At 45.8% G+C, this 16,019-nt stretch carries 13 protein-coding genes; 7 read left to right on the forward strand and 6 right to left on the reverse strand.

The window, feature by feature from the left end:
- The first annotated feature begins 398 nt into the window (after positions 1 to 398).
- The 5 genes from QUA56_RS29280 (at position 399) to QUA56_RS29300 (ending at position 4,751) form a co-directional block, all read left to right on the forward strand.
- Positions 399 to 1,307, forward strand: a complete 909-nt coding sequence (locus QUA56_RS29280; RefSeq protein ID WP_333365243.1) for an ABC transporter substrate-binding protein — start codon at positions 399 to 401, stop codon at positions 1,305 to 1,307.
- A gap of 228 nt (positions 1,308 to 1,535) precedes the next feature.
- Entirely contained in the window at positions 1,536 to 2,264 is a 729-nt protein-coding gene (locus QUA56_RS29285; protein ID WP_333365245.1) for a response regulator, read from the forward strand.
- A gap of 10 nt (positions 2,265 to 2,274) precedes the next feature.
- Positions 2,275 to 2,883 carry an adenylate/guanylate cyclase domain-containing protein gene (locus QUA56_RS29290; RefSeq protein WP_333365248.1) on the forward strand — a complete coding sequence of 203 codons (609 nt, stop codon included), beginning with the start codon at positions 2,275 to 2,277 and terminating at the stop codon, positions 2,881 to 2,883.
- Between the two features lie 84 nt (positions 2,884 to 2,967).
- Positions 2,968 to 3,903 carry a fused MFS/spermidine synthase gene (locus QUA56_RS29295; protein WP_333365250.1) on the forward strand — a complete coding sequence of 312 codons (936 nt, stop codon included), beginning with the start codon at positions 2,968 to 2,970 and terminating at the stop codon, positions 3,901 to 3,903.
- Between the two features lie 575 nt (positions 3,904 to 4,478).
- The gene (locus tag QUA56_RS29300; protein WP_333365252.1) at positions 4,479 to 4,751 is read left to right on the forward strand and encodes a hypothetical protein; all 273 of its coding nucleotides are present in this window, start codon (positions 4,479 to 4,481) and stop codon (positions 4,749 to 4,751) included.
- A gap of 254 nt (positions 4,752 to 5,005) precedes the next feature.
- Here the strand turns inward: QUA56_RS29300 and QUA56_RS29305 are convergent, their stop codons facing one another.
- The 4 genes from QUA56_RS29305 to QUA56_RS29320 form a co-directional block, all read right to left on the reverse strand.
- On the reverse strand, positions 5,006 to 5,137 hold the full coding sequence (locus QUA56_RS29305; protein WP_333365255.1) for a PIN domain-containing protein: 132 nt from the start codon (positions 5,135 to 5,137) through the stop codon (positions 5,006 to 5,008).
- Positions 5,134 to 5,484, reverse strand: a complete 351-nt coding sequence (locus QUA56_RS29310; RefSeq protein WP_333365258.1) for a hypothetical protein — start codon at positions 5,482 to 5,484, stop codon at positions 5,134 to 5,136. Before QUA56_RS29310 ends, QUA56_RS29305 begins: the two co-directional genes overlap by 4 nt.
- A 110-nt stretch (positions 5,485 to 5,594) precedes the next feature.
- The gene (locus tag QUA56_RS29315) at positions 5,595 to 5,825 is read right to left on the reverse strand and encodes a DUF433 domain-containing protein (protein WP_265239574.1); all 231 of its coding nucleotides are present in this window, start codon (positions 5,823 to 5,825) and stop codon (positions 5,595 to 5,597) included.
- Between the two features lie 257 nt (positions 5,826 to 6,082).
- A complete protein-coding gene (locus QUA56_RS29320; protein WP_333365261.1) occupies positions 6,083 to 9,304 on the reverse strand; it encodes a tetratricopeptide repeat protein in 3,222 nt (1,073 codons plus the stop codon).
- A 442-nt stretch (positions 9,305 to 9,746) separates the two neighbouring features.
- Between QUA56_RS29320 and QUA56_RS29325 the strand changes: the two genes are divergently transcribed.
- Both QUA56_RS29325 and QUA56_RS29330 read left to right on the forward strand, forming a co-directional pair.
- Entirely contained in the window at positions 9,747 to 12,233 is a 2,487-nt protein-coding gene (locus QUA56_RS29325; protein ID WP_333365263.1) for a zinc metalloprotease HtpX, read from the forward strand.
- 1,471 nt (positions 12,234 to 13,704) lie between these two features.
- Positions 13,705 to 14,268, forward strand: coding sequence for an RNA-binding protein (locus QUA56_RS29330; RefSeq protein WP_333365266.1), 564 nt, complete (start codon positions 13,705 to 13,707; stop codon positions 14,266 to 14,268).
- Here QUA56_RS29330 and QUA56_RS29335 read toward each other — a convergent pair.
- On the reverse strand, positions 14,265 to 14,489 hold the full coding sequence (locus QUA56_RS29335; RefSeq protein WP_333365268.1) for a hypothetical protein: 225 nt from the start codon (positions 14,487 to 14,489) through the stop codon (positions 14,265 to 14,267). The two genes, QUA56_RS29330 and QUA56_RS29335, sit on opposite strands and share 4 nt — an antisense overlap.
- Positions 14,490 to 14,734: 245 nt before the next feature.
- The gene (locus QUA56_RS29340) at positions 14,735 to 15,742 is read right to left on the reverse strand and encodes a tellurite resistance TerB family protein (protein ID WP_333365271.1); all 1,008 of its coding nucleotides are present in this window, start codon (positions 15,740 to 15,742) and stop codon (positions 14,735 to 14,737) included.
- Positions 15,743 to 16,019 lie beyond the last annotated feature (277 nt).

Genomic DNA, 16,019 nt, shown 5'->3' on the forward strand with positions numbered 1-16,019 from the left:
CGTCCCAGACGCGAGCTTTGAGCGGTGCTTTCTGTCGTTTCAGATTTCTTCTCCCCACAATAAAACCACCCTGCTTATTAAGGGGGGCTAGGGGGGATCGATTCCTAATCTTGACGAAAATACCTCGTTGCAGCCCGCACCCAAGGTAAAAACCCGGTTTCTTTGGTCGCAGTGCGTCAAGGACTGCAAATTTCCAGTAAACTATTCATATTTAAATCATTAAGCGCTCAAGTGCGATCGAACTTCCCGTCCGATCGTTTCCGGTTGCATCGGTATTGTTCAAATGTCCAAACAGTCAACAGTCAACAGTCAACAGTCAACCGTCATTTCGTGCGATCGAACTTCCCGTCAATTCTGTCTCAACCGCGCCTAAACTCGCTGTAACTCCAGCCTAAACTATGTACAAAACTTTGTTTTCTCGTACCGCTATCCTGTTGCTGAGTTTAGCATTTGCCGCTTGCTCCGCCGCAACTCAACCACAACTTCAGCAATCAACTCCTGCTGTTTCGCCGCCAGCAAATCAACCACAAACAACTAACAGCGAATCTGTACAAAAAGTTGTAGCTTTAACACCTTTAACCGCCGATATTATCCATCAACTCGACCCCAGCAAACTTGTAGGAATTCCCGGCAGCAAATTAGTCAGCAGCAACCCCAAATTTACAGGAATTACCGCAGTTACTGCCGAACGCACCCCTCCCAATTTGGAAAAAATCATCGCATTGAAACCGGATTTGGTGGTAGGTGCGTCGGGATTTCACGACCAAACAATGCAAAAATTGCAGCAGCTTGGAATTAAAACTTTACTCACTCAAGTTGATAGCTGGAAATCCCTAGAAGAGTTAACAACCACTTTAGCTCAATCCCTCAATACAAATCCCGAACCTCTGTTAAAACGCTACCAAACATTTTTAGCAGACATCCCGAATCAAAGCCCCGCCACTTTAGTTTTGGTAAGCAGACAACCGATTTTATCGCCGAATCAAAGCAGTTGGGCTGGAGATTTGCTGGGTAAGTTTAACGTGAAAAATGTCGCAGCCAAATTGCAAGGAGATAGCCCCGTGCGAGGCTATGTAACGCTTTCAGCGGAAAAGGTTTTAGAGGCTAATCCCGAAGTTATCATTATAGTCGATCGGGGAGAAGGAATTTTAGACCAATTTAAATCTGATTCATTTTGGAATCAACTAACAGCCACAAAAAATAATCGAGTTTACGTTTTTGACTACTACGGATTGGTCAACCCAGGGAGTATCGAAAAAATTGAGCAAGCAACTGCTCAGCTTAAACAAGTTCTAGCTAAAAAGTAGAGTGTGTTGCGGAAAATTACCGGAGAAAGTCATGACAAAAACCAAAGTTGAACTAGGAACTGTATTTTCTGATAAGTATCACCGTTGTTTCCCAGTTTAAGATTTGTTGCAATTTGAGTAAATTTAGATCGCCAGTGATAGCAAATTCATCCAATCCGGGTAAACTGATTTCAGCAACGACAACTCGAAGCAGCGAACAAGTTTACGTCAAAAACCAAGTGGGGAGTGATGAGTACAGTTTTAGTGGTGGAAGATTCCCGCAGCCAGCGCGAGTGCATTTCACATCAGTTGAGATGCAGCGGATTGAATGTAATTCAGGCATCTGACGGTGTGGAAGCGCTGGATAAAATTGAGAAAAATTGCCCCGATTTAGTATTATTAGATGTCATAATGCCCCGTCTAGACGGCTACGGCGTTTGCCGTTTAATTAAAGCTAATCCCGAAACTCGGAACATACCGATCGTATTTTTAACAGGGAAGGGACAGCAGTTAAGTTTATTTTCGAGGGCGATCGATCGCGCGGAGGCTTATGTTAGCAAACCTTGGCAGCCGAGGGAACTTTTGGCAACGATCAAAAAAGTTTTGCTCAATGCCAATATTAAGTTCGATCGAGCTTCTGCAGACGCTTGGACGGAATACGGAATTTTAAACTTAAGTACAGTCGAACTTTATCAAAGCCACGCCGATGCTTGGACAAAATACAGCCCCCAAATTATTAAATTGTACGATTCCAGCTTAGCAGCTTTCCAGCAAGCTTTGGCAATTGAACCGAGTCACTCGAGTGCAAACAAGTATCGCAACCGAGTCCAGACAATCCGGGCAATTTTGATGAAAAAATTAGAGCAAACTAAACCTTGCAAAGTCTGCGATTATTATTACGGTAGGGACGGGATAAACTGTGCGGTGCATCCTGCGGGTCGCCCTCAAGAACTGTGTCGCGATTGGGAATTAAATTAAATAAACTTAAATGAAAACAAATAATCGTGCTTACTTGGAAAAGTTGCTGCAAGAAAGAAACGAACATCCCGAAAGAATGGCAGAAATTGATGAAAAAATTAATGCAACTTTCCGCAAAAATTACGCAATTTTAGTAATGGATATGTCGGGATTTTCGCGCACGACAGTCCGCTACGGAATCATTCATTTTTTGGCAATGATTCACCGGATGCACGGAATTGTCAAACCGATAATTTCAGAATGCGGCGGTACTGTAGTCAAGGAGGAAGCCGACAATATTTTTGCAGTGTTTCCCGATGTAAAATCGGCGGTGGAAGCTGCGAGCGACTCTGTGAAACAAACGGCGGCTGTCAACACGACACTGCCGCCGGAAATGGACATTCACCTCTGCATTGGTATTGGTTGCGGCGATGTTTTGATGCTGGAAGGAGAGGATATGTACGGTTCCGAATTTAATCTGGCATCAAAGCTGGGAGAGGATTTGGCGGAACGGGGAGAGATTTTGCTCACCTCAGCAGCCTTTGAAAATTTGGAAGGTGACAAGCAAGATTGGGAAAGAGTGGATTTTTCGATTTCGGGTTTGGAGTTGGTGGCATACAAACGGATACTGTCTGCTTAATTTATATATCCGCGATGAAAATCGCATTTACACAAACTCTTGTCCGCCTGCACAGACTAAAAAATAAGTGGGATTTGGTATTAAATGATTGACGATCGCCAAAATTGGCAACGTATGAATTTAGCTGCCATTGAAAAGCGGCTGGCTTGGCTGCAACAACAGCCAGACAAAGTTATTTTTTGCAAAGATTCTGGTGTTCACTATGTTGCAGTCACAAAAGAGCGATCGCAGATCAAGCTATCTTTAGTAGAAAAAGTTAATTTGCATACAGATTTACTGCAATCTGTTTTCGACCTCAACAATCCACTGCATTTAGTTTCAGAATATACTCAGGCGATGATGTTGGGTTTAGTGTGGCAAAGCCAGCCTCAAAGAATCTACATAGCTGGTTTTGGCGGCGGCAGAATTCCGTTAGTTTTGCACCACTATTTGCCGGAAACTGTCATTGAATGTGCCGATGTAGACCCGATCGCGATCGAAGCAGCTATAGAGTGCTTTGGGGTAAAATTGGACGATCGGCTTACCGTAGCAATTCAAGACGGCAGAGAGTATCTGGAACAGCAAAAACCAGATAATCAGTACGATATCATCATGACCGACGTATTTTTTGGCAACGGCTACTTTCCGCACCGCCTAGCCACCAAAGAATTTTATCAACTCTGCAAAAAACGCTTGTCAAGCGAAGGAGTTGTGCTAGTCAATCTGCTGCAAAGAGACGAGTTTTATGCGGAAAAGGTGAAGACTTTTCAAAGCGTGTTTTCTCAGGTATGCGTCTGCCCTTGGAAGGATATTAACAGCGTTTTGATTGGTAGCAACAGCGCTATTTTAGATGAAGATGAGATTGTTGCTAGAGCCAAATATTTGCAAGATGGGCATCTATTTTCATTTTCGTTAATAGAGAGATCACTGGATGTGAAAGTAGGTAATGAATTGGCGGGAATTGTGCCTAATTTAGATAAAGCTCAAGTTTTAACAGATGATTCGCCGCCTGTTGGTTATTTTGATTCCTGGTTGCTTTGATGTATAGAACCCATTTGACATCTTATACAGCATATTCCATGTATATGTAGTACACACAAGAAGAGAGATCGCCCGTGTAAGGTGCGTCGCTTTCAGAGTCAATCTGCAAGTTTTATCAAATTAGAAGCAGCGACGCACCCTACTGATTAACACCACACAATATAACTGCTACTGTACTTCATGAACCTGGAATATGCTGTAAGTATTGAGTTAAGGTGCCCGATCGCCCAAAACCTCTCAATCCCCCTCTTCAATCCAAAATCCCAAATCCCAAATCTAAAATCTAAAATCTAAAATCTAAAATGGATTGACGGCGGCCCCCATCTGCGGCTACGCTTTGAAGTGAGAGGTTGCTTGCTTGTAGAGGAGGCAGCCCGCGTCGCCCAAAAATCTAGTTGCACTGCCCAAAGCTGCTACTAACAGCAATGGACAGCATAACCGCCAAACTGGAATCAGCAGTCTGGAGGCTAACGGAGTATCTTAACATTCTCTGTAGCCGCCCTGCTATGTGTTGAAATGCGGGGCGGCTGGGTTTTTGGGTTTTTCTAGAAAACCCAAAACCAGGAGAACATATTATGTCACAGGAATTCGTGCCTGACGACAACAAATCCCAATGCCCAAATGACGACTCAGCAGCAGTATGCGAACAGGAAGTGGTGCTGTTAACGATTGTCGGTTCGCCCAAGGGTGTCAGGGAAACCATACTCACTTTGTACCGGCTGGGATTTGCAGAAGTGGGCGATTGGAGTCAGCTACAGCGTGCCGCTAATCCGAAGCAGGTGATGAGCGTGCTGATCCGTCGTTCGCGATCGACTGACAGTACATCGCCGAGAAAATCTGGGCGGTAAGCTGCAAGGTTAAGTTTTTTTAGGGCTTACGCATGAAGCCCAGAAACCGGGTTTTTACAAGAATACTTGGTTGTGACCCACACATTCGGTAAAAAACCCGGTTTCTTTGTCGGAGTGCGTAATACCAATTTTTTATGAGGCTGCATAGAATCCGATCCCCCCTAGCCCCCCTTAATAAGGGGGGGACAAGATTCCGATCAAAGTCCCCCTTCTTAAGGGGGATTTAGGGGGATCGAGATATGTGCAACTTCGCATTAAATTGGTATTACATATCCCTCAATTTGCTCATTTTCGATCGCCTCAAATAAAGCATCAGCATCTTCTACAAACGGTTCTCGTTCTAGCAAACTATCGAGGATAATGTTGGTGTCTATTAATACATTCATTTTAGGTATTTCTCCACCAAACGCTCTTCTAACATGAGTGCAACTTCGGCATCTGTTGGAGGTGGCGTATCGGTTTTTGCTAGCCCTCTGAGTCGCTTGGCCGCACCTTTGCGATCGCGCCGCAATCTAATTTCAAATTCGTCATCTGTTGCGGGTGGTATATCAGTTTTTGCTAGCCCAGTCACCGGTTCCACAAAATCATCCAGCAGAGGTTGGCGGGGTCTGAGTTCCTGTCTGATGGACTCAACAATCGCGTTGACTAGAGCTAATCTGTCGGTAACTGATAGTTTGTGCGCTTCTCGGCTTAAGGGCAGCCAAGGAATTTGGGGTATTTGGGATTCGTTCATATTTATATTTTGATATTTTATGGGTCTATTTTAGCAAATTTAAGACTTACCGACGGGCGGCCAGAAACCGGGTTTTTTAGAGAATACTTGGTCAAATAACAGTAGTTTCATCACCCAACAACTAACATAAACTGTTCTCGTTTAGCTGCGAAACTCAAGCAAGCTAAAATATCCTGTTGCGTGAGATAGGGAAAATCATCTAGGATTTCTTGATAAGTCATACCAGAAGCGAGATATTCCAACACGTCATAAACGGTAATTCTCATACCTCGAATACAAGGTTTACCACCTCGCTTACCCGGTTCGATCGTAATGATCTTAGCGATGTCTTGTTCTGACATGGCATTTTTCCTTTAGCTACTGTTTTCAATTTTAGCATCAAAAAATAGCGATCGGTACTTACCCCGCAGTTTCTTTGAGGGCTGACACATGGGTGGCCATAAACCGGGTTTTCCGCTTGAATACTTGGTTGTGATTCGCAGATTCGGCCAAAAACCCGGTTTCTTTGTCGGAGTGCGTAAATCCTGTGAACTTTCGGTGTAAGTTAACTCGACACGTCCTCCTCCTTAATGCCGCGTCTTTACTCATTTTGATCGAGCTAACTGCTGACAGTATCGTCACCCAAATTATCGAGAGATTCTTGCAGCGAATCGCGTCTATTGCGAAGGCGATCGTTGTTAGGAGCAATGGCTAAATATCGATTAAACATTTCGAGCGCCTCTTGCCAATTTTTGAGTGCTTCCTGTTGCTCAGATAATTGTTCTTGCAAATCACCCAGACTTTGCAGCGCAATCCCTTTGTTGTTGAGAGCATAGATATAATCTGGTACAATAATTAAAGCAGAATTATAGGCAGCGAGCGCATCAAAGTAATACTGTTTTGCGGCCTCAAATTCACTGAGCCCTGCTTGCAAATCACCCAGACCTCGCAGCGCAATCCCTTTGTTGGTGAGAACACCGATATCATCCGGTGCAATGAGTAAAACAGAATTCAAGGCTGCGATCGCCTCTGAGTAAGACAGTTTTGCCGCCTCAAATTCACTTAGCCCTGCTTGCAAATCACCCAGACTTTGCAGCGCAATCCCTTTGTTGTTGAGAGCATTGATATCATCCGGTGCAATGAGTAAAACAGAATTCAAGGCAGCGATCGCCTCTGAGTAAGACAGTTTTGCCGCCTCAAATTCACTTAGCCCTGCTTGCAAATTACCCAGACTGTGCAGCGCATTCCCTTTGCTGTTGAGAACATGGATATCATCCGGTGCAATATGTAAAACAGAATTCAAGGCAGCGATCGCCTCAAAGTAAGACTGTTTTGCGGCCTCAAATTCACTTAGCCTTGCTTGTAACTTACCCAGACTGTGCAGCGCATTCCCTTTGTTGTTGAGAGCATTGATATAATCCGGTGCAATAAGTAAAGCAGAATTCAAGGCTGCGATCGCCTCTGAGTAAGACAGTTTTGCCGCCTCAAATTCACTTAGCTTTGCTTGTAACTTACCCAGACTGTGCAGCGCAATCCCTTTGTTGTTGAGAGCATAATTATTATCCGGTGCAATGAGTAAAACAGAATTCAAGGCTGCGATCGCCTCTGAGTAAGACAGTTTTGCCGCCTCAAATTCACTGAGCCCTGCTTGCAAATCACCCAGACTGTGCAGCGCAATCCCTTTGTTGTTGAGAGCATAATTATTATCCGGTGCAATAAATACATCAGAATTCAAGGCTGCGATCGCCTCTGAGTAAGACAGTTTTGCCGCCTCAAATTCACTGAGCCCTGCTTGCAAATCACCCAGACTGTGCAGCGCAATCCCTTTGTTGTTGAGAGCATAGTTATCATCCGGTACAATAAGTAAAGCAGAATTAAAGGCTGCGATCGCCTCCGAGTAAGACTGTTTTGCTGCCTCAAATTCACTTAGCCCTGCTTGTAACTTGCCCAGACATCGCAGCGCACTCCCTTTGTTGTTGATCGTAGCTTTATTATCGGGAGTTAGGATGAGCTCGCGATCGTAAGCTGCAACTGCCTCTAAATATTCCTGTTTTGCCTCTGCGTATCTAGCCAACTCAGCATAGTAATCTCCCTCCCATCCTGAAATTCTGCCCAGCCAATAATCACTTTTTATCCACAACTCACCTCTAACTCCCAGCAGCGACTCGCATTCCCCGTAACGACTCAGCCGCAACCCTTCCTCAAACACTTCTACCCATTCCTCCGCACCCCGCTCCCAATCCAAGCGATTAGCATGATAAATTGCCTCAGCCGCATCCCCCACTTCCCGATAATGCCCCTCTAAAAATTCATGAGCTCGGCGAGTTTTCGGATTATCCCGATCGGCATCCAAGCGCCGCAATAAATCGTGAATCCGATACCAATTATTCCCCCGCTTTTCCGATTTCCACACAAAGGAAAAACCCGTCAACATCTCAAAATTTGCACTGCTTGCCTGGAAGTAGCAACCAGCTCCCAATTTTACGTACAAATCCTCATCAAAAGCGCGGCAAGCACTCAGCGAATGCACTGCCGATCGCACTTCGCGATCGACATAACTCAGCAACCGATCCGTTAATTCCGCAGTCTTGTTTTCCAACTTCGGAATCTGGGCAAAATCCGACGACAGCAACTCAATTCCCCGCCTTCTTTCTGCCAGCACCGCATCCGCGCACAAACCCAAATAAAACGGATGTACCTGCAAATTCTCCAAATTATCAGCGGGATTGACGCTGGCATATTTAATTACAGCATCTGCCAAATCTGCCTTGTCAATCTCCACTTTGTGCAAGTAATCCCTCGCATCATCCGGCGATAAATGCCACACCAATTGTGCATCTATATAATCTGCGGGAATCGGAAACTTCGACGCATTCGGCCACCGCAATTGCGTCACCGGACAATCTCGCCCCGCCACAGCAACCACAATCCCCAATTTGTAATCCAATGCCCTCAACAACCGCCGAAACCACTCATCTTGATACCAAAAAGTTGCGCCTTGAGAATTGCGTTTTTCCTCCCACATTTTCTCGTGAGTATCGAACAGCATCACGAGGCGATCGGGTTTATTTTTCCCACCCATTGCCGCATTCAAATCCTTCGCAAACAATTGCGGCAAACAGTCGGTTAACTCAGTATCAATATCTTGACGGCGAATTTGATCCGCCTTTTCATCGCTGACACCCAGGCGAGTTTGAATTAATTTCATCGCTCCCTTAATGCCGCTCAATTTAACTATGCCTTTAATCACGGCTACAGCTTGCGCCACCACCGGAAAATCCGCAAAAGTTTCAAGGGCAGGTGTCACCAATTGAATTACATCATCGGGGAAAAGTTGGCTGAGAGTTGCGTCAGACTCGCCTTTGTTCAGCAAATACCAAAAGCAAGCAAAATCATAATTGGGAAACTTAAATTTATATTTCTTTGCTGCTTCTGCAACATTTCGCCGCAGCATCAGCAAGCCGTAAAATCTATCTTGCGGTTTATCTTCTTTAATCGGTATCAATCCGAAATCGTGTCTGACGGCAGGGATGGGAGTGTAGGTTTTAGCTGCTGCATAGCGGACGGAATTAGCAACTTCGGCGGCTTGCGATTCTGGGAGTTCGCGCCATTGTTGCCACACATTCGGTGCAAATCTTTTGCAGCAGTGAAACTCCAAGTGTTTTAGCAGCAAAGACTTGCCGTTGCCTCCAGCCCCGAAAAAATACAAAATTTGTTCGCGGGGCGGGTCTTCGTTTAAATAAAAGGCAAATCGGCGGGTAAATTCGTGTCTGTCTGTGAATAGTTGGAGTTTGCGATCGTCGCTGATTTCGGTTTCAAAATCTTCGTCGTCAATTGGCATAAGTGTGCGGGTGAGGAGTGTTTTTATTATATCAATTGGTGATTGAAATTGGGTCTAGATATCAATTATGGGCGATCGGCTGTAGGGAAATAGGATTGCTCATTAGTGTCAACTTAAGCTTTTGGCCCACCTGTCCTCTCGCCTACCCGATAGTCCGCCAGGGAATCAATTCCCTGTCTAATAGCAAAAGTCCTCTCAAAGAGGACTAATGAAGTTCTTCAGTCCTCTTTGAGAGGACTTTCGCTTTGAGGCAGGGGTTTAAACCCCTGCCGGATCGTGGCGATCGTGCACGATCTCAGAAACAAATAATTTTAGTGGAATTATTTAAGTAACTTGCGGCAAAGATTGCAACAACTAATGACAGCGCAATAGAGCTGTGTTAAAACCGTAATCGATCGACCAGCAAAGCTATCTTAGAAAGGACGCTAGCGAAAGCACAGTCATGGCACCTCCCACTAATCCAAATCCGGCGGATTCATCTGCAAAACAGTCTCTAGAGGCTGGGCTAGCAGCTTTGAAACAGCAGGATTACCCCACCGCGATCGCCCTTTTAGAATCCGTTACCCAAACCGCCGCCAATCAATCGTCGGGAATCCGCGCGCAGATGGGGTTGGTGGCTGCGTACAAAGCAACCGGTAATCTGAAAAAGGCGATCGCCCTGTGCTCTTCCCTCGCCAAAAGTCCCAACTCTCAAGTCAAAACTTGGGCCGATCGCGCTTTAACAGAATTAACCCCCCCTCGCCCCCCAAAACCACCGGCAAATAAACCAAAATCCGCAGAAACTCCCCCCGAAACAGGCTTTGTCGCCTTTGATGCCGGAAAAAAATCGCCGAAAAAATCGATTGGGGGCGAGGGGCCTACCGCAGACAAAAAAACAGGATTTTTACCTTTAGAGCCGACTGCCGCGCCTGGAAAAGCCAAATCGCAACCGATTTCCCCGCCACCTCCACCCCCCACAAGCCAGACTTCTGAACCAGAAAACTCGACAGAAACTGCACCCGATACAGAAATTAGCGGCGAAAATAGTTCCGGTTCCCCAACAGATATCCCGGGATTCGTCAGCGCAGATACTTACCAACTCACTTGGCGCGAAGCAGGGCGCGCCGCCAAAAGCCCGCGCCCCCTCAAACCGCTGAAGTTGCTGGAGTTTCGCGTGCAAGCCGTTGCAAGTGCGATCGCCCTATTTTTCCTCGCCCGGTTTGTCCTGCAATTCCTGCTGACAAACACTAATTCTCTGTTGGTTCAGCTTTACATATTCAGTAGACTGCCTTTTTTCCGGCCGATTCAGCTTTTTTACCGCGATCCGACTCCGTTTGTTCAGATGGTTTTTGGATTGCTTTTGGCCTCGTCTCCCTGGCTGACAGACGCGCTGCTGAAACTGTTTTGCGGCATTGAAACCCTGCGCGGATCGGTTTTATCCAAGCACAGCAAAGAAGCTAGTCGGGTACTGCGAAGCTTTTGTACCAAGCAAAATATGCCGGTGCCGGTGCTGAAACTCTTGCCGCTGAATGTTCCTGTAGCTTTCAGTTACGGCTGTTTGCCCCGTTTTGCTCGGATCGCTGTGAGTCGCGGGCTTTTGGAACAGTTGACGGATGATGAAATTGCCACTATTTTCGCGCGGGAGTTGGGCCATATCTCTCACTGGGATTTTGCGCCGATGTCGCTGGCGATGCTGGTGATTCAGATTCCTTACTTGATTTATTGGCAGGTGGCGCACTGGCAAGAGAGGTTGTGCGATTTAATGACGATCGAGTTTTTGCGTTCTGCTGTCAAATTTGTGGCCGCTGCAATTTCTGCTATTAGTTACGGGATTTATAAGTTGTTGCGCTGGCCGATGTTGTGGGTGTCGCGCCGCCGAGTGTATTTTAGCGATCGCACTGCTGCGGAAATTACGGGCAATCCTAACGGTTTGACGCGGGCACTGGCTAAAATTGCGATCGGCATTGCTGGTAATATCGAACAGCAAAAACAAACTAGCTTTTTCCTCGAAAGTTTCGATCTACTGTTACCTGTAGGGGTTGGGCAAGCTGTAACCCTTGGTTCTGCTGCATTACACGCGCCGCTGGAACAGATTTTGCTGTGGGATGTCAGCAATCGGGAGCGCAACTGGTTGACGGTTAACAGCGCGCATCCTTTGCTGGGAGAGCGTTTGAAGCTGTTGGCTCTTTATGCTCAATTCTGGAAGCTAGAGACAGAGTTAGATTTGGCAAACGCGGGAGTGCCAGAACAACCCAGGAAAGGAAAATTGTCTCTGTTTAAGTCAATACTCGAATTTAAAGACTCTAAACTATTTTTACAGGGTGCGCCGTTTTTTGGAATTCCGATGAGTTTGGCGATAGTCGGGGTGCTTTGGCTGATTGGCGGGATTTTTTCGAGGACGAGTTTTTGGCAGTTGGATTGGCTTTGGGGCGATCGATCGATTATTTGGGGCTGTTTGCCGATCGGATTTAGCATCGGTACTTTGATGCGGATCAATTATTTCTTCCCGGACATTACACCGCGAGAAACCGCTTCGCCGAGTTTGCCGGAAATTTTGTCAAATCCCGAGAGTTTGCCGCTGGATGCTCAACCGGTGCGGCTCTCCGGGCAACTTTTGGGTCGATCGGGTATAGATAATTGGCTGGGACAAGATTTGATTTTGCAGACGGCGACGGGTTTGGTGAGGTTGCATTATGTTTCGAGGTTTGGCTACATTGGCTCTTTGTTCCCATTTTTTATCAAAGAGACTACTCGCCCCAGCGATTTGATCGGAAAATCTGTTGTGGCGACTGGTTGGCTGCGCCGGGGTGCTACTGTGGCGATCGACCTTGAAAGTCTCCGCAGTCAAGGAGGGAGGGTTAGTGACAGCGGACATCCGATTTGGTCGGCGATTTTGGCTTTTGCTGCTGCTTTTTGGGGCGCATACATCATTATCCAAGGCCCAAGGTGAGACGATTTTGGATTTTAGATTTTGGATTTTAGATTGAAGAATGGGAAATGACTTACTGCATAAGGGTTTCGAGGTTGCCTACAATTGCATTTTTTACAGGTATGAGGAATAGTTATCAGATTGCCGCACTCGATCGCGCACAACGCGCAGCCCCAGATGAGTTTTGAGTTAAACGGGGGATGGGCGATGTTCTCGGTGCTGGTGGCGCACCCTACTATTCATTGGTGTCAACGTAACGTCAAACGTAGTATCGGTCTGCTGTTTGACGATTAGGGTTCGATCCCCCCTAGCCCCCCTTAATAAGCAGGGTGGATTAATTGTCATCCTAGAAATAGGTACGTAGTTGGGCTTTAGCCCTCTTTATATATACGTCTAAAGAGGGCTAAAGCCCAACTACGTACCTTTATTAATTAATATAACAGTTGCGTCCCAGACGCGAGCTTTGAGCGGTGCTTTCTGTCGTTTCAGTTTTCTTCTCCTCACAATAAAACCACCCTGCCTAGCCCCCCTTAATAAGGGGGGGACAAGAAATATCCTCAAAGTCCCCCTTATTAAGGGGGATTTAGGGGGATCTAGACTCAGGTAAAAACGAGATTTATCAAGGGTTTTAGCCTTAAGTTGACACTAGCCTACACTCTTCTTCCTTCTTGCCTCTTCCTTCATAAAGAAAAGTTGCTTTTTTGCCCGCAGTCTGTTACATTAGTTTACATGAATTGGATTGAACCAAATAGCGCGATAACTTCAGTTGGCTAAAATCGCTAAGGCATTGCGTAAAAATTGTCAACCTCCCAACACAGCAAGTACAGTCAGCCGCTTGTCGGCTGTTTTTTTTTTCTACCGCTATTTTTGCTGTGCGGGATGAATTCTCAAAAGTGATTCAGATGTGGTTTCGTTAGAATTTAGCCTGAAATCTTCCTAAATAATTAGCTCTGTTACCAAGGCTGTGATACCTTTAAAGAATGCTCGGACTCTGCCGGGCCTGATTTAAGGGATACCGGGTAAGTGAGTAGTTCTCAGCATTAGGAGCGAGATTAGGATCGAGGTAAGATTACTGGCTGAAAAAATGTTAGCCATTTTATCCATCACTGTATTAAACTGAATACTGGCATTCCGATCGCTTGCAATTGACATCCTTGGACATAAATTTCTACACGGCGCTGGCTATAAACATTCTGAATCAAAACCGGAAGCAAGTAATACAGAATAGCCAATAGCCTCAACATTTGAGTGATGACTAAAAGTTTACACAACAACCTGAGATTTAAAAGCTCTCTGCATCGGCGGTTAAGTTCCGGCCTTATCAGAGTAAATCATCTTTTTGTTCTAAAAGGTGGGGGGAGCTGTCAAGGTTGGTGGGAGGAATGTGCAAATTCTCGGGTTATGTGGTGTTTGCCTGAAGTCAATATTCAGTTGACTTCAGGTAATTCTGTTCGAGCAAATTAATTAAAATCCAAGTCTGGAGGAATTTTTCATGTCTATTCGTCTTTATGTTGGCAATCTACCGAAGGAACTCGATCGCCAAGAATTGCAAGAAGTTTTTGCACCGGAGGGTGAATCTGTTACCACAAAGGTAATTACAGACCGCAAAACTGGTAAATGCAGAGGATTTGGTTTTGTGACGGTGCTAACCGACGAACAAGCCGACCAAGTTATTGAGAAGTACAACGGCTTGATGTTCAAAGAAAACCCCCTGAAAATAGAGAAGGCACTGCCCCGCTCTAAGGGTAAATCTGAGAAGGGCGAAGAAGATCAGCAGTCGTCGCCTTCGTCACCGCAGTTGGTGTCGGCATCGGCGTCGCCGTCGCTGCCTGTGCCTGCGCCGCAGCAACAGCAGCGCTCGGCTCCCCCTACCCAAGGTGGAGGCGGTTCTAGCAAAAGCAATCGCCGTCGGGGTGACAACAACAAGTCTCGCCGCAATCAGTCCGCAGCAACGGTGTCGAACGCTGATTCCGGCTCGGTGCAGCCAGATCCGCGCTGGGCGAGTGCTCTGGAAGAACTCAAGCAAAGATTGGTGGAAGCTCAGACTACTAATTAGTCGCAAATGGCGGCTAATTGCTGCTGCCTCTCGACTGTGGTTGACTGAGTGTATTTGGAAGTGCGATCGAGAATCGGTTTTTTAGCTGGTTCTCGATCGCACAATTTTATTGTAAAAACCTCTAAGGATCGTGAATTAAATAATTTGCATAAGCCTGTGGGATGGGCGTCTCGCCCGTCTATAAAGGACGGGCGAGACGCCCATCCCACAAGAATAATCACGCATTGCAGGTTATTTAATTCTCATTTCTAATATCTAGCGCAGTGCGGTAAAATAACCACGATCGCGCAAGTAGTGAGGATTTAATTCCTCCCTAGAAACAGTTGGATTTTGGTCGATCGACCGGAAACGATATAATATCCTGAGAATTTTTGGCAAAAAAAACCCGTTTCTCTGAAAATATCAGGTTTAGCAGCGAGACATCTACAAAGAAACCGGGTTTTTAACTCCCCGAAATAAGTTTTGTTTATGCGACTGCCGCGAATTCAATAGTCTCAATAAACTCAAAAATCTTGTTCATAATTCCCTCAACTTCAGACTCCAGGGAACCCAATTCATCCCCCTCCTGATAAATTCGCTGACAGCCTACCGTGTAGCAAAAATCGTCAGCGATAAAAGCCATAAATCCCCGGTAAGCATCCAGCCGAGCAGCAGGGCCATCGTTTTTTTGCACGCTGAGAGTTGCACCTGCAGGCAAATCGACAACCGCGAAATAAGCTTCTTCATCTTCTAAATATTCCGCGTGGAGTAACTTAGAGTGGGCAAAATTAGCAAGAATTGCCTGAGAAATAAAATTGTCGAGAAAAGACTTGAGATAAGCTTCCTCGCCAACCGACTCGATTGTTTCTTCCACTTCACCAGCAACAGGGAAATAATCAATTTTCAGCAAAACGCCAAAGTCGTCAGAAAATGCGACACAGCCTTCTTGCTCATCAATTTTACCGCCTCGTTGCTCGTCAACTGGAATGGGGACGCTAAAATTGCCTTCAGGAGATACGTACCATGCCGCATCGAAATCAGACTCTTCGAGCTCTACTTCCGAGTAAGCAGCTATTACATCCTCGATAATTTCTGCGGCTTCCTCGTCTTCCACACCTAATGCTTGCTGGAATTCTTGGAGAAAAGCCTCGTGCTTCTGAGATATTTCGCCATCTGCGACAAACATTGCTGCGGTTATTGCAAAAGTATCCAACACTAACTCATCTGGCATGGATTCCCAAGCAGTATTAAATAATGCTCCTAAACCGTCTTTGGCGACAATACCGGCGAGTCTTTGAAACATTGCTGACATATCATCTTCCGAGTATTCAGCAAATATTTCTGATTCCCAAAGTATGCTTTCTAAGATGTCAGCATCCGTATCAGGGGAATTTGCTTCGGCTGCGACAAGCGCTACCGCCGCTACGGATTCTTCTAAAGTCAAGCTTGCTTCGGATTTGTCTTCTGAATTGAATATTTTATCAAACTTGCTCACAGGTTTTGCCCAGCTAGTGTTTAGTTTTGCTATTCATAGCAAATTTATGACATAAAAAGATAGTCGTCAGGGATACATTGATACGACTGATATCAATTCCGGCTGCACCGGAATGATAAGCGAGGACACGGCAATGCCGTTTCCCTACCGCGATCGATTGTAGGGAAACGGCACTGCCGCGTCCTCCGTTTATATCATTCCGATGCTAACGGAATTGAGATGACGCTCTAAAACTCAGTTGTGGGGGGCGGGTTTATATATATTGTTTGCCGGAGTT

Origin of the sequence: Microcoleus sp. N3A4 (genome assembly GCF_036701805.1) — a bacterium.
Lineage (GTDB): Bacteria > Cyanobacteriota > Cyanobacteriia > Cyanobacteriales > Microcoleaceae > Microcoleus.